This window comes from Microcoleus sp. Pol12B4, assembly GCF_036701385.1.
In the GTDB taxonomy this organism is placed as follows: domain Bacteria; phylum Cyanobacteriota; class Cyanobacteriia; order Cyanobacteriales; family Microcoleaceae; genus Microcoleus.
In genome coordinates this window covers 1-21,717 of record NZ_JAUBQR010000047.1, presented here as the reverse complement: position 1 = coordinate 21,717, position 21,717 = coordinate 1, and the positions used below count along the sequence as shown (strand labels likewise).

Sequence of the window (21,717 nt, the reverse complement as noted above, 5' to 3'; positions counted from 1 at the left end):
TTAAGATTGAAACCGATAATAAATGTCGCTTGTAGCTGAGTTTCGATCCCTCCTACTTCTCTTAATCAGGGGAGTACGGGGGGAAAAGAGGGTTCTGTTTTGTCTCTCGCTTTGGGGATTTAGACTGGGATACAGAGGAAAGGTGGAGATGGGGAGAATTGGGAAAATCTGCTTTTATTCTTCTTCCTGCTTGTTTCTGACTCCTGACTCCTGACTCCCGGCTTCTTCCTTCTTCCGACTGCGATCAGACTTCTCCCCCGCCTCCCCAGCATCAACCGGAGAATTTGGAACGCGATCGCGTTCCAAAAACTGTTTAACTGCAAGTTGGCGGTTGGTCATAAACTGACCCCAAGCGCCGGGAAACAGCCCATCCAAGGTTTCCACCAGCGCCCAAACCTCAAGATTCATCACTTTGTAATAAAAACTGTGAGAATGTTGAATGCTAGTGAGTATTTCGTCTATTTCAACTGCAGGCAGTAGCTTCGGATCGGGCAAATTCTTGGAAAAGGCGCTGGGTTCATGTGGAGGCATGGTTAAATACTCAACAGCTTGCAGAGGCCGGTCAGTCGATTTGAGATTTGAGATTTTAGATTGACTCCACAGATGGATCTGCGGGCTTGAACGAACTAATATCTAATTTTTTTTGCTCACCACCACTCCTGTCGGGAGCTTGCATCCGTCAGTAGATGTGAGATTTTAGATTGTAGATTTTATACTTTAGATGGACTCCACAGATGAATCTGGGGGCTTTTATCCGTCTTTAGGCCAGGTTAAATTTAACTTTACTTGCGAAACTCGGGCACGAGGCAATTAACACCCTTGGCGAGAAAACCGAGAATTGATATTTATTTATACCTGTCGGGTCAGGTGATTTCTACCTAGCTGCATCATACCATTATAGTTAGTCTAAAATCTTAATTCCCTTGAGTGCAGCGATTTTTTCGGAAATTGCCACTATCAGGAATATGCTGAAAACAGCGTGCTTTCAAGCCGAGGACTTGGGCGTCGCGCGATCGTCTAACCCTGAAAGCTCATAGCAAGATTCATCCGACCGTCAACAAAATGGTAAACTATTCGTGTCAGTACAAGACATTAAAACCTACCCCTAGACTGGGGGAAAGTCACGCCTAAAATATTGTCAGGAGTTGGACTAAATAGCAAAAAAATTTACTAAAGTTAGTCATACTTAACTTGACTGGTTAACCTTTGTGGGTGGTAGAATTAGAGCGATGCCAAAAACCAAGGCTTAATTATCTGGGAGAGTAAACCGAGCGTGCAAGTCAAAACTGACCAGCCTGTCACAAGGTCGAACGGGAGTCCGCGTTTCGTTAAATAGGTTGAAAATATTGGATGACTCATGGCTAAAATCTTCAACTAAAATTAATTCGATTAGGGTGGGCTACACCCGAATTAACGCCTGTGGACAAGAAGGAGCCGACTCCCTTGGGTGAAGCAGGAAGCAGACCCTTCAGGAGCAATCCCGATTGAATGGTGAGACTTAAATAAGTTTAGCCAAGTTTTGTGTAGCAGATATCACTACGCACACAACAGTGGAAACGTGGTGATTCCGGGAACCTGAAAAATCAGGATATTAGGACTGCGAAGTCTTAAGAATCTGCGTCTGTTGAGAAAGCGGGAGTTTCAAATAATCGCCACGTATCAACCCGTCGAGGTTCAATCGCTAAAATAGTTCAGATCAGCACGCTTGCCCAAAGGCGTCAGGAACCCTTATGCAAAACTCTGTGGCAAAACACTACTTATGGGCTTTAGGTGAAGGGATCAAAGGGTGTAAGCCAGGCGATCTGATCGCTGGTCGCTACTTGGTCAAGCGCGATCGACTTCTTGTCGATACTCAACCCGAACACTTGCCGGAACTGCCCGAAGAGATTCCGAGTGTTGTCACTCCTTATCTGAGACTGTTTGCCTATCAGTTGCACGTACCTCAAGTATACGGCCTGGTATCGTCCAAGATGAGCAAGCTCTCGGGAGATATTTGGCTACTGGAAAACGGGCCGATTTTGAAGGTGACGGAATCTTTAATGCCGGAATTGGCCGACTCCTGGAAAGGATCAGCAGCGATGCGGCAGCTCAATTGGCTGTGGCAAATTGCCCAGTTATGGCAGCCGTGTATCGCTCAGGGCGTGGCTTCCACGCTGCTGACTCCGGAACTGCTGCGGGTGGAAGGGCAATTGGTGCGGTTTCTGGAATTGCAGCCCGATCGCAAACCGCCTCATTTGTCGCAGTTGGGCAAATTGTGGCAGCAGTGGCTCGAAGATGCTCACCCGGCTATTGCTAATTTTTTGAGGCAACTTTGCCAGCAAATGGTTGCGGGTCAAGTGCGCCACGGCGAACAATTGATGGGCCAGTTGGATAAAGCTTTGGCAAAGTGCGGCCGATTTTACGATCGTCACGTTGAAATTGCCACGGGCACAGATGTAGGCAGATCCAGGGCTCACAACGAAGATGCTTGCTATCCGCCCAGCGGTACGCTGTTCGCAGGAAACCCGGGTGCGGAAGCTTGCGCCATCGTCTGCGACGGTATCGGTGGACAAGACGGCGGCGAAGTCGCTTCGGAAGAAGCAATTGGTGTGCTGCGCGACAAGTTGCAGCAAATGCCCCTGCATCAGGCTAATTGGGACCCGTTGAGCCTGACTTCCAAGCTGGAACGGGCGGCTTGTGCTGCTAACGACAAGATAGCCAGTCGCAACGACAGCGAACACCGCCAAGGCCGCCAGCGGATGGGAACTACCCTAGTTATGGGTTTAGCCCACATTCACGAACTCTACGTCGCCCACGTCGGAGATAGTCGCGCTTACTGGATTACCCGCACCGGTTGCTATCAAGTTACTCTCGATGATAATGTTGCTTGCCGCGAGGTGCGTTTGGGCTACTCTCTCTACCGGGATGCTTTGGAACAAGTGGCCGCCGGAGCTCTGATTCAAGCTTTGGGGATTACTTCGTCGAACACTTTGCACCCGACTGTGCAGCGTTTTCCAGTGGATGAAGACTGCGTTTTGCTGCTGTGTTCCGACGGTTTGAGTGATAAAGACCGGGTTGAGGAATGTTGGGAAGCGGAGATTTTGCCAATTCTCGACGGTAGCATTAATTTGGGTAAGGCGCGCGATCGACTGATTGAGATTGCTAATACTAGAAACGGTCACGATAACGTCACTGTTGCTTTAATTCACTGTCAAGCACATTTGAGGGAAGACGGCAATACTTTGACAGAACTGTCTGTCGCACCTTTAGATACGCCGATCGAACTAATTTCCGACAGCGAGGATATGCCAACGGATTTGAATGGGTCCACAAGCCTTGGCGATGGGAGTTCTGAAGGAAAAACGCAGTTGTTACAGCCGGACAAAAGCAAAAGCCCATTTTCGCTGCTGCTGAAAATTTTATTTTTATTAGGGTTGGGGGGTGTATTTGCTTATTTTTTCATCCCTCCGGTGGGTCGCGCGATCGATACTGCCGGGGAGTCGATTTTTGGCAAAGGCGGATTAATTAATCCTGGAAGCAAGCCAGAAAAAACTGTTGAATCTGTACCTTCTCCGGTCAAATCTTTAGAAATCGGCTCGTTTGTAGAGATTAAAAGTTCTGGGGCTGGGGAAGTGGAAAAAGAGGGCGATCGCTTGGATTTGCGAGTCGCCATCGGTGAGTTGACTGTCAAAGGAACAGTCCCAGCCGGTAGCGTTTTACAGGTGACAAACAAACAGCTTACGCCTCAAGGCAATTGGCTGGAATTGAAAGTTTGTTCGATTCCAGAAAGAGTGCGATCGAACTCTCCAAAACCCGAGTCCAATAAAGATTTTTCTACAGTTTCAAAACCGGCACAGAATCCATCTCCCGCTGTGACAACTCCCTCGCCTTCCCCGACAGTTAAGCCAACAGTTGAAGTAGAAAGCGCCAAGCTGCCTCCCGGTGTGACAAATCCCTCGCCTTCCCCGGCAGTTAACCCAACAGTTGAAGTAGAAAGCGCCAAGCTGCAACCGGGGGAAATCGGATGGATTCAAGAACAAGCTGGCGTTTCTAAAGTAGTCTCTAACCTAACCTTAAACCCAACTCAAAAGGGAAAATGCGTTGATGCTGCCTCAAGTCCCAATGCTAATTAAACTACTAATGCTTGAGTATGTTGAGCGAAATTGATAGAGTTTAGTATAAAGGAAAATGCAGATTCCTAAACAAAACTAATATTAACGGGTACAATTGCAGCTCAAGGATATGAAAAATTTTTAGATTTTAGATTGGGGAGTTAACAATTACCAATATAAAATCTAAAAATTTTGAAAAATTTCTAACCTAATTTCTTAGATACCTCTGCCAGTTTGGTCACCATTTGGGATACGGCTTTGTCAACTGCCGCGCTCAAAAGTGAGTCTTCATTGCTGCTGCCAGAATTGCCGCCAATACCCCTAACGGAAATATTAGAATCGCTTTGATCCGCTTCTCCAACTGCTTTGGCGGTGGCAAGAATATCTCCCGAAGCTGTACCGATTAACCGCACATCTATTTGAACGGTAGCTTTGGTTTTTTGTGAACCGGCACCGATTCCCATGAAACTGCCGCCGCCGGATTGTTTGTCGATATTAAACTTGGTAATGGTGCCGATGAGTACGGCGTCAACTCCTAATTGTTTGCCAATTTCGGCTGCTGTGCCGGCATCCATCGCGCCGCTGCGATTTTGCTGTTTGAGCACTTGTTCGAGTTTGCTACGATCGACTACTGTATAAGTGCCATTGTTGACGAGTTCGTTGATTAGCAGTTCGCTGATGCCTTTGGCGGCGCCGACTCCCCTGTAGGAAGTGTAATAGCTGTTGGTGGTGCCGTAGTCGAAGTCCATGACGACGAGGCGTTTTTTGGCAGTAGCTTGGGCGAGTTGGGTTAGGGGTGGGGTGGTGGCTGGTGTGGCGATTGCATTGACTGAAACGCCTGCTAGCATTAGGGTAGCCAGGGAAATGCTGGTTAAGCCAGATATAGTGATTGTTTTCATAAAGCTTTCCTCACAGTTGTTTTGTGCCGACTCTAGGATACTTTACGGAACAGCCCGATGTCAGGGTTGGGGGTGGGGAGGTTGGAATTGGTGAGTTGTAGTCTTTTTTGACTTTCAACAGGCTTAATTTTTGTTAATTAACCGCAGAGGACGCAGAGGACACAGAGAAAGAAAGGAAGAGTTTAATCAAAGTTTCAATCCTTTATAGGGATTTAGGGGTTTTCCTGCCAAAAAATTTAATATCTCTGTACTTTAACGGTGGCCACAACCGCACAGCCATCCAATATTCCTCTTACGCCCCAGATTCCATAAAACCCATCAACCAATTAGCCATCGTCGCCCTACGAGTCTGTCTCGGCCCGAATTCCCCAATTTTATAGCCTTTAAAGCCCAATTTTTCCTTCAGCAACTGCTTGTTTTCTGGAGGGGTCGATCGAGTCAATTTCACCGTCGCCGGCCTAGAATCGATAAAATCCGGCGGTTCCGGGTACTCTTGACGCCACTCGGCTGCAACACCTGCACTGTTCCACTTGCCAGTCTCGGCATCCCAGCAGTAGCCCAGATACTGCCAAACTAGCTGATTGACAGCAGCATCGTCGATTTCTTCGTTGAGAATAGCCCAAATAGTTTCGTTATTCAGCGGTGGTAATTCAGACATGAGTGCGATCGAATCGGAAATAAAAAAAGTTTAACTCACATTAAATAATATTATCAGGAAGGGGCCGGACAGCCCGTTCCACAAAAATTCATAGGAATTGGTGTGTGGGGTGGATACGCGAGCCCGCCCACAATGCCACCCCCAAAAAATTAATTATTCAAAATTCCGTCTTTCTCGGCCATAGACAGCATTAAGTCTATCACGCGACTAGAATAACCCCACTCGTTGTCGTACCAGGAAACAACTTTGAAAAACTTAGAATTTAGTTCAATTCCCGCACCTGCATCAAAAATGCTCGATCGCGCGTCGCCCTGAAAATCTGTCGAAACCACCGCATCCTCAGTATATCCCAGAATGCCTTTGAGTTCGCCCTCCGAAGCTTTTTTCATTGCTTCACAAATTTCTTTATAGCTAGTTTCCTTCGCCGTTTTAAAAGTAAGGTCAACTACAGACACATCGGGAGTTGGCACGCGCAAAGCCATTCCAGTCAATTTTCCTTTCAATTCTGGCAACACCAAAGTAACAGCTTTCGCTGCACCGGTGGAAGATGGAATAATATTTTGAGCCGCACCGCGTCCTCCCCGCCAATCTTTTTGGCTGGGGCCGTCTACAGTTGGTTGAGTAGCTGTCATTGCGTGAACTGTCGTCATTAAACCTTCTTCCAATCCGAAGTTATCGTTAATTACTTTGGCAATTGGTGCTAAACAATTCGTCGTACAGCTAGCATTAGAAACAACAGTATCTTTGGCCTGGTCAAATTTGTGGTGGTTGACGCCTACTAGAAAAGTTGGAACTTTTTCCGGGTCTTTTGTGGGTGCTGAAAGTATTACTCGTTTTGCTCCCGCCGTCAAGTGTTTTGATGCGCCTTCAAAATCTGTAAACAATCCGGTAGATTCTACAACATAGTCTGCACTCGTTTTATCCCAAGGCAATTCTGCCGGATTTCTAATCGCTGTGCAGGGTATAAAATTTCCGTCAATGAGAATGCCGTCTGGTTTGCTTTCCACTTCGCCGTCGTAAATGCCGTGGGTAGAGTCGTATTTGAAAAGATAAGCCAGGTTGTCTGGCGAAACTAAGTCGTTAATGCCGACAAATTCGATGTTGGGGTTTTTGATGCCGGCACGCATGACTAGCCGTCCGATGCGACCAAATCCGTTGATGCCGACTTTTAATGCAGCCATGTTTAAACTCCTATTGAAAATATCGTTAGTCGATCGGGCGTTAGCGAAGCCCGCCCCTACGGGGGCTACGCCAACGAAGAGGATCGCCTGTTGTGGCTTAGAATTTACCACGCTAACGGATTTTTGCAACTGATTCTTTTCTATCTCTTAAGAATTCTGAATTCTGCCCCGGCTGGGAAGGGCAATTAATCCTGAAATGACCGCTGACTAATGGCTAATGGCTGATTTTTGTCAACTTGTAAGAGTGCTATAATAGACAGAAATTATTTTCAAAATTGCCTTTTTTAAATGAGGCTAAAGTAATAATAAAAAACTTACCCAAAAGGCGAAACGGATTGGCATTCTCACCAGTGGCGATTAGGGGAACCAAAGCCTAAGATGAAAGTTGCCTATTCGCTCAAGGACACGGCAGTGCCGTGTCCCTAAACATATGGCGTAGAATCTATGTGTAGCTCAAATTTTCCGAATTGGTATAATCACTAATAACTAATGACTACCCGACGCATCTAGTAATTAGCAATTCCACCGCATCTGAAATAAAACACGACCCACCAAATTTATTGAGCACTGGTCTAATGTTTTCTGCTACTGCTGAAACTTGAGCTGGTGAACAAAAAGCAAGCACATAAATGTTATCCAGCGCCGTCATTGATGAATCACGGGAAACGTGATCCCTAGTGCTTTTTCCAGCGACATCACGGATCACCGAATAACCGGGTACGCCAGCTTTGTCTAAACCGTCTAAAATCTTGCCGAGTTCGACTGAGTGGGCTATGATTTCTACTCTTTTGACTGACTCCATCATCTCACCTCCAAAACATATTTATTCCGTATAGATACAGGGGAATGCCTACAATGATATTAAATGGAAATGTCACTGCTAAGGCAGTTGAAATGTAAAGACTTGGATTCGCTTCCGGAACAGTTAGGCGCATGGCTGCTGGTACTGCTATATAAGAAGCACTCGCGCACAGTACGGCAAACAGCAAAGTGTCTCCCTGCGGCATTCCGATTAATTTGGCTATTACTAAAGCAATTACTGCGTTGAGTATCGGAATTAGGATTGCAAAGCCGATCAGAAAAACTCCTGCTTCTTGCAAATCTTTAATTCTGCTGGCTGCAACCAGCCCCATGTCTAGTAAGAAAAAAGTCAGAACTCCGTAAAACAAGTCTTGAGTAAACGGGCTCATAACTTCCCAACCATGCTCTCCTGTCAGTACGCCCATAATTAGGCTGCCAATCAGCAGAAAAACTGAACTGTTTAGGAATGCTTCTTGCAACACTTCTGGCCAAACTATTTCGCGTTTTCCTTCTTCCCCGCCAAATACACTGACTAGAATGAGACCTACTATAATTGCCGGGGATTCCATTAATGCTAGCGCGGCTACCATGTAACCGTCAAAGTCGATCCCCTGTGCTGTGAGGAAGGAGGTTGCGGTAATAAATGTGACGGCGCTGATGGAACCGTAGGTGGCTGCGATCGCCGCGGCATTGTAAGAGTCGAGTTTGATTCTCAGTATGAAAAAAGTATAAATTGGTACTAGCATTGACATCAGCATCGCTGCCAAAATTGTCAGGGCTATTTGCTGGTCAATTCCGCTTTTGGATAGTTCGACACCACCTTTAAATCCGATCGCAAACAGCAGGTACAGCGAAAAGAGTTTAGGGATGGGCGCTGGAATTTCTAAATCAGATTTGAGAAAAATTGCCAGCATTCCCATGAAAAAAGCTAATATTGGGGGATTTAAGATATTTGACGATACTAAACTCAAATCCACGATCGGTCACTCCCATTTCTTGCATTTTTAATATTACTTCCCCAGTAATTGTTGCACGAGAATGGATCAATAGACCAATCGAACTTTTTGACTCCGAAGCTCGATCGGGCTAAATACCGCAAAATACGGCAAAGGCGCACAGTGCACACCTTACAACGAGTAAGGTGTGCACGCTGGCACCTGCAGGTTAAGTATTTTGGTTTAACTAAGCAACTGCCAAATAAGACTCTAGGGCTTCGGAACCACCGATCAACTTGCCGTCGATAAATACTTGCGGCACAGTTGTAGCCCCAGTCATAGCCCGCAGCGATCGGGTTGTGATCTCTCGGCCCAAGACGATTTCTTCATAATCGAAGCCCTTTTGACTAAGCATTGCCTTAGCCTTAGCACAGAAGGGACAGCCCATTTTTGTAAACAGCGACACTAGCTTCGGCTTGGTTGCTGCGGAGTTGATGTAGTTGAGCATCGTCTCGGCATCGGACACTTTGAAAGGGTCGCCCGGTTCATCAGGCTCAATAAACATTTTTTCAACCACGCCATCTTTTACCAGCATCGAATAACGCCAAGACCGCTTGCCAAAGCCTAAATCTGTTTTATCTACCAGCATTCCCATGCCTTGAGTAAACTCGCCGTTACCGTCGGGAATTAACGTCACACTGTCTGATTCTTGGTCTTTTGCCCACTCGTTCATCACAAAAGCGTCGTTGACGGAAATACAAACGATTTCATCTACGCCATTTTCTTTAAAAACTTTCGCCAATTCGTTGTAACCGGGGAGGTGCGTTGACGAACAAGTGGGAGTAAAAGCTCCCGGTAGCGAGAACACTGCTACGGTTTTGCCCGCAAATATATCATCGGTGGTGACATCCACCCACTCGTTGTCTTTGCGAGTGCGGAAGGTGACTTTGGGTACTCTTTGACCTTCTTGGTTCGTCAGCATGATTTTAAATTCTTAGGTACTTAGATTCAATTCTTTTGCTTACTTTAGCGTACTCATAACGAGTATGACTTGTCAAGGGAGGCGAGTTTTTTTCTCGGACTTGGGCGCGCGTGCGATCTCAGTTCATTGTCTTTGCGACAATAGTTTGAATCATAGTCCGAATCAACCTCGCGGCGCGCGCGAGCTCAGTTCATTGTCTTTGCGACAGCTAGCAGATTAAAAACTTGCTGTTTAAGTAGGTCGGCAATTCTGTCTCCATTCCTTTGCTGCTGCTAGCGGGTGAGGATTTTTTACACATTCTCTCAACATATCGATATCAATTCCCGGTAGCAATTCGCTTTGTGTGATTAATTCATAACCGCAGTTGGACAGGAATTCAACCGGAATTTCTTCTGGCAAATGGTAGATAGAAAATTGGTCATTTCGCCAGAACCAAACCTCTCGCACATTCAACCTTCTATACAGTTCTAGTTTATTGATGCTGCCACTGGTAACAATCACTTCAATTACCAAATCGGGAAATTCTTTATCTGTGCCAATACAGTAAGCTTCATCCGGTTCCGTACCGCCATTTTTTTCCTCTTGTCGCAGAGTTGTAGACCCAAAAGGAAAATATTCTATTTCAGCTTCGACAAAGTAAATTTCTAGCAGATTTCCAATGCCAGTTTTGCGACTTTCATGGCGGCGAGAAGGCGACATAATTTCCAAAACTCCATCTAAATAAGTAACTCGATATCCCGCTGTATCTCCAATCCGATTCAGCAGTGTCTCGTATTGTTCCCAGTTGGCGCTATCGGTAATGTAGCGCTCTTCAGGATCTTGGCGTTGGAGTGCTTGTTCCTTAAGTAGCGTATCTAGCTCGCTCGTCAGCATCGGTATTACCTCCTTACAAGTTGTTCTAATCTTAGCTCAAGTTTATTCCCAATCAAACTGCCTCCCCAAATATTCCTCTAATTCCTGATTGTAAGGTCGAAAATAATCCCTCAACCTGTCGCGAAGCGATTCATTTACCCGCTTATAAGAACCCGGATTAGCATTTTGGTACTCAGACAATTGATATTCCGGCAAATCTAAAAATTCTAAAACCTGCTGGACTATAGCCGCCGCACCTGCATAGAAATCTTCGCTTTTCAAAATTAACAACTGTTCTCTAGGAAAGAAAGCCACCCAGTTTTTAATAAATTCTATGTACCTACCGCGAGCTAAATAATTCCCCGGTTCCTCGCCAATAATGTATTCTGGATTTTGGTTCAACCGTTCAATTTCATCGCTAATTACCCGATCGAGCGATCGCGCTTCCCAATTTAAGCCAGTCAAGCGGTAAAATTGAGAAATCGCCCGATCTACCGGATTTCGTAACAGTACAATCAGTTTAGCCTCTGGAAACAGGTTGTAGATTCGTTCCGGTGCTTCCCGATAGTCAAAATAGCTTGGACTTGCTTCGCCAGTTACAAATTGTTCTCCCGGAGGCATTGGCGGAAAATGAGCCAAATACCAATCAATACCTCTGTCAAAGTGCCACGAAAAAAAATCCATCTCCTTTTTAATCGGAGTCAAAATTTGCGGGTGTTTGGATAAATAAGTATACAGAGAAGTCGTCCCGCACCGCTGAGAACCAATAATTATAAAGTTAGGAACTTTGACTGATTTTAAGTTCCAATTTTGTATAACAGGCATCTTGCCTGTATCTGCTTGTGGAACAGGTATCTTGCCTCTTCTCTTACTAATAAGAGATGCAAAACTTTGTTTGTAACTGACAGTTCGATAAAAATCAATCGCCTCTGGAATTTTACCTTGCCTCGTTAAAGCTTCCCCCAAATTCAGATAAGGCCAAAAAGCCTCTGGTTGAGCTGCAACAACTTCGCGGCACAAGTTCTCAACTTCATCCAGCTTGTTTTGCCTAACCAAAACTTCCCACAAATTGTAATAAAACCACCAAGGAAGATCGGGATTTATTTCTATAGCTTGGAAAAATGCCGCCGCCGCTTCCTCCCAATATTTTTGGTGGCTCAAAACAGCACCTAAATTGTAGTAAGACCAGCAATCATCGGGTTTTTGGGTGACAGTTGCGCGAGATGAGGCTAATGCGCGATCCTCTTCGAGGGCTGCGCTAACGCACTTTTCTTGCTGATGCAACAACTCTTCTAATTCCGCCGAGTTTCCTGCATGAATCGGAATACTTGTCAATAGCAAGTTGTAAATAATTATTGCGCTTTTTGGGCGATCGTACTTGGCTAAATTCTTCCCTAACTGCAAATAAAACTCCCAATTTTCCGGTGTAATTTGCAATTGAGATTGTTCTAACACTAAATTTAAATCCGACTCTGTTTGTCCGAGAGCGTATCCCAATTTCTCGTAAATTCCCGGCAAATCTCCGTCAATTTCAATAGCTTTTAAATACGTAGCGATAGCTTCATCCCACTGTTTTAGCTTAGTTAAAGCATCGCCTAAATTGCAAAAAGACCAAGCAAAATCCGAGTTGAGTGCAATCTCGCAGCGGTAAGCAGCAGCAGCTTCTTCCCATTGCCGAAGTTTCAGCAAAGCATCGCCCAGATTGTGATAAGACCAGGAAAAATCAGGATTTAACTCAACCGCTTTTGTGTAAGCAGCAACAGCTTCCCCCCATTGTTCAAGTTTCAGCAAAACATCGCCCAAACTGTGATAAGACCAAGAAAAATTAGGGTTTAATTCAATAGCTTTTTTGTATGCAGCAACAGCCTCATCAAACCGACCGCTTTCTAGCAGGGAATTACCCAAATTGTGGTAGTCATTATCCATGTAAAACTCCTGCAATAGTCAGTAATTTTTCCAGCGAGTTCAAATCCAAGTGTATATCTTTATGTAAAGGTTTAGTCTGAGTTCCATCATCAACCAAATCACCAATTAAATAGTAATGTTCCAAACCGCACAAATTGCTAATCATCCAATAACAATGCGGCACATAAAGGGGAGAAAAAATCTCAATCACCTTAGTTTTCGGACTGCAAAAAACTAGATTAGTCAATCCCCCTCCGTGGGGTGCGACAACTACTTTAGCAGCAGCCAAACACGATGCTTGTTCCGCTATCGACATCGTTTCCAGCTTGACACTCCGAAACCCCAATTTTTCTAAGTATTTAATTACCTCTTCATCGTTGACTATCCGCCGATATGATGCTTGTTGGCGGCTGATATAAATTCGCTCTGAATAGTCTGTGTTTAGTGGCTGTTGTTCATTTAAAAATGTCTGTTTGAGATATTCACACTTCCATTTAGAAACCGCCCCAGATCCGTTATAAGATATTGACGCAACTATTAATTTATCGGCGGTAATGTGTAAATGGCAGCGACTTTCTAAAATTTTATCTTGAGGAATTCCTAAAATCTCTAAAGTTTCTGCTTGATAGGAAGAATCCGAGGCATTGACAACAAACTTATCTATAGTTTCTATCAATCCGCTACGCTGCAAAAGGTCAAATCGCGTAATCACATCAAACATCCAATGAAAATAAGCAGCTCCACCCCAGCGAGCCGATAAAAAAGCCACATTTCCATCGACGTGTTCAGCGGGAGGCAATTTATCGGAAGTGATTACCAATTCCGCACAACCCATTGAAATATCAGCAACAAGTTTATTGTCTGAAGTAATCACCGCGGTAGTCACAACATCTGCCCAAGCTCGTCCGTTTGGCAATACGGCAACAAAAGCTTTTCTGGAATGACTTTGATGTTCCCAAAATCTGCGGCTGCTGTCGATTGTTTTGGAATCAGATAAATTGATTTGACTCGCAGGATGGATGTCAATGCAGGTGAGGTTCGGATTGGATTCTGCTGGAACGGTCAAATCTTCTGTAAACCCACAGTATTTTTCGAGAATACTTAAGGGTAAATTTTGATTACTGCATTTTGCCCGATCGCTCTCATCGGCTTCTCCTTGTTGTTCCAGAGCATAACCTATATTATCGTAAGCTTCAAACAAATCGGGTTTAATTTGCAGGGCTTGAACTAAATTAGTGATTGCCGGTTCCCACTGCTGTTTAGCAATTAAACTCAAACCCAATCCTTCATAACACCAGCAGGATTTGGGATGGATATTGATGCCTTTTTCATAAATGGCGCTCGCCCTTTCCAATTCCCCTTGATTCCGCAGTGCATCGCCCAACTTTTTGTACAGCCAACTATGCTCAGGTTCTAGCTCAATAGCACGACCAAAAGCCACTGCTGCTTCGGGCCAATTTTCTTGTAATTCCAGAACTTCCCCCAAACTATTGTACAGCCAACAATCATTGGGGTTTAATTCAATAGCTTTGCGGTAAGCCGCCGCCGCTTCTTCCCAATTTTCCAGTAAAACCAAAGCCCTACCTAATCTCTCGTAGGACCAACAGAAATCGGGATTGAGTTCAACTAACTTGTGGTAAGCAACAGCAGCTTCCTCGCACTCAGAAAGCTCCATCAGCACATCGCCTAAATTGTTGTAAGTCCAACAAAAATCTGGATTTAACTCAATAGCTTTGCGGTAAGCAGCAGCGGCTTCCTCATGTTGCTCAATCGCCTGCAAAGTTTCACCCAAAAAGTGGTAAGCCCAACTAAAATTAGGGTTGAGTGCGATCGCCTGTTGGTAAGCTGCCCTAGCTTCGTCAAAGAGTGTTTTCTTTTGCAAGCTTTTACCCAACTTTTGGTAAGTTAAGTAGTTGCCCGACTTAATTTTAATAGCTGTTTGATAGCGGGCGATAGCCTCATCCAAATAACCGGAATTAGTCGCAATATCCCCCAACTTTTCCCAACCCAGAGACAACAGAGTTTGCTCTTCGCCCCAAGTTTGATTGCCGATTTTTTTAACAATCAGTTGATAGCCTTGGTGTACTACTTCTAACTGACTTCCAAACATCTCCAAAAAAACATCTATGCCAATTTTAGTATCTTGCTCCGGACTGTCGGGAAACGTAAACTCGTAATCATCAAAAATCATTAATCCCCCAACTTTCACCAACCTCCAAGATAAAATCGCATCTTGCAGAGCACTGGTAGGTTTGTGACAGCCGTCAATGTAAGCAACATCGTAATATTCTGAATTCAAATTAATTAACAAATCTTGAGAGTAACCTTCTAATTCAATTACCCGATCTGCTGCTCCCGTTTTAACAATATTGCCCTTAAAATGTTGTTGAAAATACAAATCAATACAAGTTATCTTTGCCGTCGGATGAGTTAAAATATTATCCAGCAGCCAGCAAGCCGACATTCCCTGAAAACTGCCGATTTCCACTACTTGAAATTCCGCAATTCCAGTAAATTCCTGCAAATGCCGTTGCCAAATAGGAATATTGTGTGTAAACCAATCTTGGGTAAATTGATAATCTTTCGCGGCACACTCAGCCCAACCCCTCAATTCGGCCGCTTTTTGGTGGCAAATAATTGCTTCTTCTAATTCCCCTAATTGCGGTAAAATATTTCCTAAATCGTTGTAAGACTTAGAATTTGTCGGATCGATTTCAATTTGGCGGCGGTAAGCGGCAATTTGTGCGTACAACTCCTGTTGTTGCGCCCGAACATCATCCAGTTGGGCGACAACTTCTGCAGCATTTGGTTCAATTTGCAGTGCCATGCTATAAAATACGATTGCACCTTCCAACTGCTTCTGTTTTGCTAAATTATTACCTAAACTTATATAAAATTCCGCTCCATCTAACTCAATTCCCAGCAATTTGTGGTAATTTTTCCCGCTTGCAAGTACCTCAATAAATTGACAATAAGTTGCGATTGTGCTATCTAAAGCCGATTCGCTCCGCTTCCGCAAAACATATCCCAACCGCTGATTAATTCCCGTCAAATTCGGCTCAATCTGAACCGCGTGCAGGAAAGCAGCCACAGCTTCATCCCAGGATTGTTCGCAGGTGAAGGCAATGCCCAAATTGACATAAAACCAAGGAATATTTGGATTTATTTCAATAGCTTTGCGGTAGCAACTAATAGCTTCGGACCACAGTTGTTTTTGAGCCAAAGCATCCCCTAAGCAATTGTATGCCCAGTAGGAATTATCATTAATTTCCAGAGTCTGACGGTAACATTTAATGGCTGCATCAAAGTCCTGTTTTTGCGCGAAAACATTACCTAAACCCACGTAAGCACGAGCGTATTTTGGATTGAGTTCGAGGCTTTTGTTGTAACAGGCGATCGCCCGATCTAATTCTCCTCGCTCCGCCCAAGTTTTACCCAAACTGTGGTAAGATTCAAAAGAATCTGGATTGATGGCAATGGCTTGTCGGTAATTGACGATCGCCTCATCCCACCGCTTCTGACCAACCAGCATTTCTCCCAGATTGTGATAAGCGATTGCCAGCTTCGGGTTTAACTTAATTGCCCGCGAATAACACTCAATAGCACGATCGAACTTTCTTAATTCAACTAAACTATTTCCCAGAGTGACGTTTTCCTCAGCAGTTGCCCAATTCGGCTCGATATTAAAAGCTTGATACCAACAGTCTGCTGCCTCTTCTCGCTTCTCTAACTGCGTCCAAATTCTCGCCAACTGCCGATAAACAGCAGCAAAATTGGGCGCTAGCGAAATTGCTTTTTCACAATTTACGATCGCCTTTTCCCACTGTTTCCCCTGAGAATACAAACTGCCGAGATTAGCATAAACTTCCGGCAAATTTGGATTGCGATCGATTGTCGCTTCATACCACTGCTTAGCTTGCTCGATTTCACCTCGAAGCTGCATCACCTTTCCCAGCGTCTGGCAAGCTGTCGCCAAATTCGGTTCAATTTTCAACGCTGACTCGCAAGCAGCAACTGCCTCATTCAACTTTCCTTCGGCTAAATAAACTTCTGCTTGCCGACTCAAATCAACCGCTGCCTTTTCCATCTTCTCAATCGAGGGCATAATTAAACTTGCTCCAGACACCAACTAACCCAAACCCACCACTTCAACCATCTTTTTCAGCGAACTCAAGTTGACCAAAATATCCTCAGTCAGGGAATTCTGATACATCAACTGTCTAATAGGATAGCATTCAAAAGCCTCGCCCGTTAAAAAGTAATGTTCCAACTGCAAATATTGACTGATTCCCCAGTAATAATGGCTGATATAGTGAGGCGACACCAACTCAATTACTTTAGTTCCCTGGCAACTAAAAATCGTATTTGTCAAGCCGCTGCCGTGGGCAGCAACTATCACCTCAGCGTGGTAAAAATGAGCAATTTGCTCAGCCAAAGACATCGACTCCGGCAAAATAGAAACAAAGCCAGATTTCTCCAACACCTCAACCACGTCTTCCTCGTTCAAAACTCGTCGATATCTTGCTTTGCTGCGGCTGATATAAATCCGTTTTGGATAGCTAGAACTAGGTATAATTCCCTTGAAAAACTCCCGCCTCAAAAAATCCATCGCCCACCCAGAAGGCCAGCCCAAATATCCCGCAAAAGAAGGTACAATCAACTCGGTTGCTTGTATGTGAGGCAAGCGATCGCTCTCCAAGACTTTTTCTTCGGGAATCCCCAAAATTCTCAGACTTTCCCGCTGAAATTGGTGCTGACAACTATTCACCAAAAACCAATCTATTTCCGCCAAATCCCTACCGCTGTGCCGCAGCAATTCTATCCTCGGCAAAACATCAACCATCCAGTGAAAATAGACATTTCCCGACAAACCAGAAAGCACCGCCACGCTGCCGTCAATTTGTTTGAGAGATGGGAAGGATTCTAACTGAAAAACGCTGTGTTTCCTCACATCATGCTTTTCGCATCCAGGTAAAAACCCCGGATAATCTCTCGACACATCAGCCAACAAATAATTGTCAGGAGTAATTACAGCGATCGCCTTGCAAATCAGCCAATAATTTTCCTGCGGCACAATCCAAACTCGCCCGTTGGGAATTGCAGCCACAAAAGTTTTGGGCGACTGCACAGGTATCGGTTGCGAGTTGGACAAACGGCACACTCCCCAACCCAAATGCACCGGATCGAACCACTTAGAAAGTCGCTGCAAACACAGCCCGCAAGTTAAACCGGCACACTCGGAATTGGCCAATTTGGAATTTGATCTCCCAAATTGGGGATTGGGAATATTTTCAGCACTTGCTTCTGGTGCTGATTTCCAAAAAAATTCCACATAATTGTCAGCATCCAACTTAGCATTAACCAGCCAATCCCAACTCGATAAATAAATACCGTGAGGAGGTTTTATAGAAGTGCTATCTGGTGAAATAAAACTCTCTTTTTTCCACTGTTTCTGATCCCCATACCCGTGCAATTGCAGATCTAAAACCTGTTGATAATAATCAATCGCCCGTTCCCAACGCCCCTGTTTTTCCAGCAGTTTTGCCAACTCAAAATAAACCTGCGGTAAAGCAGGTTGAATCGTCAAAGCCATGTGGTAAACTGCAATTGCTGCACTGAACCGCTGTTGCTGGGCTAAGGAATTTCCCACGCACCAGTAAAGCTCTGCATTTTGTGGCTGAATTTGCAAAGATTTTTGATAATAAGCGGCGGCAGATTCGTATCCGCCGTACTCTGTTAGAGCATTTCCCAAATGCAAGTAAATTTCGGCTAAATTATCGCAAATTTCAGCAATTGGTAATTCGGCATTGGGCGTTGGGCATTGGGCATTGGGAATAGTTTCTTTTTCTTCCTTCTTCCCTGTTCCTTCTTTCTTCTTCCTTCCAGTTAGTGCTGTGAGAAATCGATCGCACGCAGCGATCGCCTTTGACAATTCATCATCTTCTACAGCCGTAACTCTGCGCCTTTGTGCCAAGCGGCAGTAAGCCTCAACAAAATCAGGCTTCAGAGCTATTGCCCTCTCAAAATAAGGCATGGCTTCCGCCACTTGACCCAAAACCATCAAAGAAAACCCGGCATCTGTATAGGCCGAAATATAGTCGGAATTGAGATCGATCGCGCGCTCGAAACAAGCAAGCGCCCCCGAATGTTCCCCCTGTAACTGCCACGCTTTCCCCAAATTGTAGTGAGCCAAAACCATGTCCGGCTCCAACTCAATAGCTGTGAGGTAAGATGCGATCGCCCTTTCGGGACTTTTGTCCAGCAAGGCTTGACCCAAATTATTGTACAGCGTTGCCCAATCCGGCTTAATTTCCATCGCCCGCTCGTAAAGCTCGATCGCCTCAGCAGCTCGATCGTCCTTGAGCAAAATCACACCCAGATTGCTGTAAGCTTCCACGTAATCCGGCTTCAGAGCAATCACCTGTCGGTAGGTATCCATTGCCGCTTCGAGCTGACTATTTTCATCTAAAACCACAGCCAGATTGTAGAAAGCATCGAGATAATCGGGTTTTTTGGCGATCGCATTTCGGTAACACTCGATCGCCCCCAACAAGTTACCCTGATGGTGAAAAATATTTCCCAAGTTATAATGAAGTTCCGCCCAATCTGGTTTCAAATCCAGAGCTTGTCGGTAGTGAAAAACCGCTTCATCCAGCCACGCATAGTCGCTATAAAGTTGACCCAAATAAGCATGAGCCAGAAAAAACTGTGGCGAAATCTCCAAAGCTTGCACAAAAGCGTCTCTTGCCGCCGTCGGATCGCCTTGAGCTTCAAAAATTTCGCCTAAAGTCGTGTAAGCCGAGGGCGAAAACGGTTGAAGTTGGATCGCCTTTTTGCAAAACTCGATCGCCTCAGTTAACTTCCCCCGGTTCAAATAAATTTGGGCTTGCCGGATATATTCTTCAGTGCTCATTGCTAGCCAGCAGTTGCGGTTTCTTTACCGCTTCAGTAAAACCTAGAAATTCTAATTTAAAAACTTTGTATTTATATTTTGCCCGATCGGGCGATCGATTAATTTTATCAATAACTGTCGATCAATTTTTTTTAACTGGCCCTGCTTTAGTTTCAGCATTGAATATTTCAACCTCACCCCGCTTGTGGCAGAGTGAGGTTGAAATCCTTTAAAACTACTGGCTTTGTGAGAACAGCTCCGAATCTTATCCGGTGCTGCCCCACAACAGCCAGTTGTTTTAGAACAACTCGAAGTTGTTCGAGGTAATTGTCAGGCCAGGCTGCAACTGAGCAACAGTTAGCACTCCGTTGCTGCCGTTGAAGAACAACGTACCGTTTGATGGGTCGTAGACCAACTTGTTCGTCGCGGTTGCTCCTGCGGTTGCTGCGTTGAAACCAGAAATGACGACAAACTCGCTTGCCTCGAAGCTGCTGCCCAAACCAGCGAACACACCGCCCTGCTTCAAGCGGATCTTATCTTCGCCTGGGGTAAAGTCAGTGATCGTATCTACACCATAATCGCCACCGCTGGAGAAGAAGTAGAACGTATCGCTGCCAGCACCGCCGGTCAGGACATCGCTGCCTCTGTCGCCAGAGATAAAGTCATTGCCAGAGCCACCATCGACAGTATCGTTTTCTTTACCGCCGAAAAGGCTGTCGTTGCCGTCGCCGCCGCTAACAATATCGTTGCCTTGGCCGCCAAAGACTGTATCGCTGCCCGATCCGCCGAGTACGGTATCGTTGCCTCTGTCGCCAGAAACCAAGTCATTGCCATCGCCGCCATCAACGAGGTCATCTCCTTTACCAGCAAAGATCCGGTCATCGCCAGTCCCGCCAGCGACCACATCGGCGCCGCTGCCTGAAAAGATATTATCGTTGCCGTCGCCGCCGCCGATACTGTCATTTCCGCCTCCGGAAATAACCAGGTCGTTGCCACCGCCAGCAGCGACGACATCATCCCCCCCAAAAGTCAGGATAATATCGTTGCCTGTGGTGCCGTTCAACCTGTTGGGGCCGGTGGTGCCGATAACGGTTGAGCCACCGTCACCACCACCACCTGGTAGTGAACTTGCTGGCTGTGTTGGATTAGTTACCTGTGTCATTTACACTCCTCCTAAAAGATCAATCATTTTTCTACAATACACTTTTCCCTCCAAAGGGATTCAATAAATGAAACCGGACATCGGTTGAGACCCTAATTGACCCGGCTGCTATAAGCTGTCATGTAATTTAAATTGTCAGCAGCGAGCCTCGGAGCGCGAGTTGAATCCTGTATTCGTTGAGCAGCAAATCTCGGTTGTTTCCTGCTTTTGACTCTCGACTCCACCACTGCCTCCTCTAACACGAAAATATTCCACTTAAACGTTTGCGAGTTTACCATAATGACCGTCGATATGGCTAGTCATTATTAAAACAATACCCGGAAGATACACAGAGACCATTTTTAATTGGAGTATGCTCTCAAGATTGAGAAGTTGCACCGGGTCCGCGGGCACTGTCGATCGCGGGAGAGTTCGAGTGCCCGCAAGCGGGCTGGAACTGAGCTGCGATTTCTTTTAAGTACACTGTACCTGACCAGACTTTTGATTTTCGCCAATAGTTCCCCAAAAATCAAAATTCTTTAGCTGGCTTTGGAAGCAAGCCCGTGCAAGCTGGAGGCCGGATTCAATCAAGAGTGCGTCCCAACACAGTCCCGGACGGACTTTTGAGCCTTATCACCTTGATGTTTCCACCGAAATCCCTCACGCTCCATACAGGATTTTTGGCTAAAAAACCCAGTTTTTCAACCCCAATCCGTCATTTCCACCGTGATCCACATCCATCCGGACAATCAGACAATGCAGCGCTAGTCTTTTGGTGAAGTTGGGATGAAAGGTGAGCCGGTAGATTTGTGACGGTACTGTCCCTAGATTTTAAATTTTAGATTTACTCCAGAGATCAATCTAGGAACTGGAACTAAGATATAAAACTTTGGGCTGCTGGCGACTCCTGCCCCAGTTATGGGTTGGCCCAATTATAGTTATGAATAATTTACCTGTTGATAATGCTGAAGCCATCAGTTTTCTGATTGCATCTATCGGAACACAGGTAAAATCCTTACCTCCCTACTCGCCGGATTTATCTCCGATAGAGTTGTAGTGGACCAAAATCAAAACGATTTTCCGTTCAGAAGCATATCCACCTTCAAATGTTCTTGATGAAGCGATGAGTAAAGCTATTAATCCTTTTACTGATGAAAATGCTTTGCCATCCTTTCATCACTCTGGTCTCTGTTGAGAACAAACTAAATAGTTGATTTTTGTAGTAGATTCGATGGCTAATACCTGTGAGTTCAAATATTAAGTTTTTAGCCAAGAGTTGTTAACTTCGAGCCAATCATTAACGGTAATTGCTCAACCCCCTTGACAAGAAGAGGAGATAGACATTAGATAAAGGAATGGAAAAACTCCCCGACTTAAAGC

14 protein-coding genes are annotated in these 21,717 nt (G+C 45.2%); 2 read left to right on the top strand and 12 right to left on the bottom strand.

Going from position 1 to position 21,717, the window contains the following annotated elements; genetic code table 11:
• Nucleotides 1-174 precede the first annotated feature (174 nt).
• The gene (locus tag QUA38_RS09265) at nt 175-531 is read right to left on the bottom strand and encodes a hypothetical protein (protein WP_333161076.1); all 357 of its coding nucleotides are present in this window, start codon (nt 529-531) and stop codon (nt 175-177) included.
• Between the two features lie 1,211 nt (nt 532-1,742).
• Between QUA38_RS09265 and QUA38_RS09260 the strand changes: the two genes are divergently transcribed.
• Entirely contained in the window at nt 1,743-4,112 is a 2,370-nt protein-coding gene (locus tag QUA38_RS09260) for a protein phosphatase 2C domain-containing protein (protein ID WP_333161075.1), read from the top strand.
• Nucleotides 4,113-4,294: 182 nt separating this feature from the next.
• Here the strand turns inward: QUA38_RS09260 and QUA38_RS09255 are convergent, their stop codons facing one another.
• The 11 genes from QUA38_RS09255 to QUA38_RS09205 all read right to left on the bottom strand — a co-directional run bounded on the left by QUA38_RS09255 (nt 4,295) and on the right by QUA38_RS09205 (nt 20,358).
• A complete protein-coding gene (locus QUA38_RS09255) occupies nt 4,295-4,990 on the bottom strand; it encodes a CsgG/HfaB family protein (RefSeq protein WP_333161073.1) in 696 nt (231 codons plus the stop codon).
• Between the two features lie 292 nt (nt 4,991-5,282).
• A complete protein-coding gene (locus QUA38_RS09250; RefSeq protein ID WP_333161071.1) occupies nt 5,283-5,648 on the bottom strand; it encodes a DUF1823 family protein in 366 nt (121 codons plus the stop codon).
• A 149-nt stretch (nt 5,649-5,797) separates the two neighbouring features.
• On the bottom strand, nt 5,798-6,829 hold the full coding sequence (gene gap, locus QUA38_RS09245; protein WP_333161096.1) for a type I glyceraldehyde-3-phosphate dehydrogenase: 1,032 nt from the start codon (nt 6,827-6,829) through the stop codon (nt 5,798-5,800).
• A gap of 493 nt (nt 6,830-7,322) precedes the next feature.
• Nucleotides 7,323-7,634 (bottom strand): P-II family nitrogen regulator, encoded by a 312-nt coding sequence (locus tag QUA38_RS09240; protein WP_223300725.1) that lies wholly within the window; start codon nt 7,632-7,634, stop codon nt 7,323-7,325.
• Nucleotide 7,635: 1 nt separating this feature from the next.
• A complete protein-coding gene (locus QUA38_RS09235) occupies nt 7,636-8,607 on the bottom strand; it encodes a sodium-dependent bicarbonate transport family permease (RefSeq protein ID WP_333161069.1) in 972 nt (323 codons plus the stop codon).
• A gap of 205 nt (nt 8,608-8,812) precedes the next feature.
• Nucleotides 8,813-9,547: a glutathione peroxidase gene (locus QUA38_RS09230; protein WP_333161067.1), complete on the bottom strand. Its 735-nt coding sequence runs from the start codon at nt 9,545-9,547 to the stop codon at nt 8,813-8,815.
• A gap of 231 nt (nt 9,548-9,778) precedes the next feature.
• Nucleotides 9,779-10,420, bottom strand: a complete 642-nt coding sequence (locus QUA38_RS09225; RefSeq protein WP_333161065.1) for a Uma2 family endonuclease — start codon at nt 10,418-10,420, stop codon at nt 9,779-9,781.
• A gap of 42 nt (nt 10,421-10,462) precedes the next feature.
• On the bottom strand, nt 10,463-12,325 hold the full coding sequence (locus QUA38_RS09220; RefSeq protein WP_333161063.1) for a tetratricopeptide repeat protein: 1,863 nt from the start codon (nt 12,323-12,325) through the stop codon (nt 10,463-10,465).
• On the bottom strand, nt 12,318-16,409 hold the full coding sequence (locus tag QUA38_RS09215) for a tetratricopeptide repeat protein (RefSeq protein WP_333161061.1): 4,092 nt from the start codon (nt 16,407-16,409) through the stop codon (nt 12,318-12,320). The genes QUA38_RS09220 and QUA38_RS09215 overlap by 8 nt, the downstream gene beginning before the upstream one ends.
• 24 nt (nt 16,410-16,433) lie before the next feature.
• Complete coding sequence (locus QUA38_RS09210; RefSeq protein ID WP_333161059.1) at nt 16,434-19,217, bottom strand: tetratricopeptide repeat protein; 2,784 nt, start codon at nt 19,215-19,217, stop codon at nt 16,434-16,436.
• 277 nt (nt 19,218-19,494) lie between these two features.
• Nucleotides 19,495-20,358 carry a calcium-binding protein gene (locus tag QUA38_RS09205; RefSeq protein ID WP_333161057.1) on the bottom strand — a complete coding sequence of 288 codons (864 nt, stop codon included), beginning with the start codon at nt 20,356-20,358 and terminating at the stop codon, nt 19,495-19,497.
• A gap of 868 nt (nt 20,359-21,226) precedes the next feature.
• Between QUA38_RS09205 and QUA38_RS09200 the strand changes: the two genes are divergently transcribed.
• Nucleotides 21,227-21,394, top strand: a complete 168-nt coding sequence (locus QUA38_RS09200) for a transposase (protein ID WP_333161055.1) — start codon at nt 21,227-21,229, stop codon at nt 21,392-21,394.
• Nucleotides 21,395-21,717: the final 323 nt, after the last annotated feature.

Bases quoted from the DNA above. Each gene is read 5' to 3' on its own strand.
- QUA38_RS09265 (WP_333161076.1), bottom strand. From the start codon at position 531: ATGCCTCCACATGAACCCAGCGCCTTTTCCAAGAATTTGCCCGATCCG.
- QUA38_RS09255 (WP_333161073.1), bottom strand. From the start codon at position 4,990: ATGAAAACAATCACTATATCTGGCTTAACCAGCATTTCCCTGGCTACC.
- QUA38_RS09250 (WP_333161071.1), bottom strand. From the start codon at position 5,648: ATGTCTGAATTACCACCGCTGAATAACGAAACTATTTGGGCTATTCTC.
- gap (WP_333161096.1), bottom strand. From the start codon at position 6,829: ATGGCTGCATTAAAAGTCGGCATCAACGGATTTGGTCGCATCGGACGG.
- QUA38_RS09240 (WP_223300725.1), bottom strand. From the start codon at position 7,634: ATGATGGAGTCAGTCAAAAGAGTAGAAATCATAGCCCACTCAGTCGAA.
- QUA38_RS09230 (WP_333161067.1), bottom strand. From the start codon at position 9,547: ATGCTGACGAACCAAGAAGGTCAAAGAGTACCCAAAGTCACCTTCCGC.
- QUA38_RS09225 (WP_333161065.1), bottom strand. From the start codon at position 10,420: ATGCTGACGAGCGAGCTAGATACGCTACTTAAGGAACAAGCACTCCAA.
- QUA38_RS09220 (WP_333161063.1), bottom strand. From the start codon at position 12,325: ATGGATAATGACTACCACAATTTGGGTAATTCCCTGCTAGAAAGCGGT.
- QUA38_RS09215 (WP_333161061.1), bottom strand. From the start codon at position 16,409: ATGCCCTCGATTGAGAAGATGGAAAAGGCAGCGGTTGATTTGAGTCGG.
- QUA38_RS09210 (WP_333161059.1), bottom strand. From the start codon at position 19,217: ATGAGCACTGAAGAATATATCCGGCAAGCCCAAATTTATTTGAACCGG.
- QUA38_RS09205 (WP_333161057.1), bottom strand. From the start codon at position 20,358: ATGACACAGGTAACTAATCCAACACAGCCAGCAAGTTCACTACCAGGT.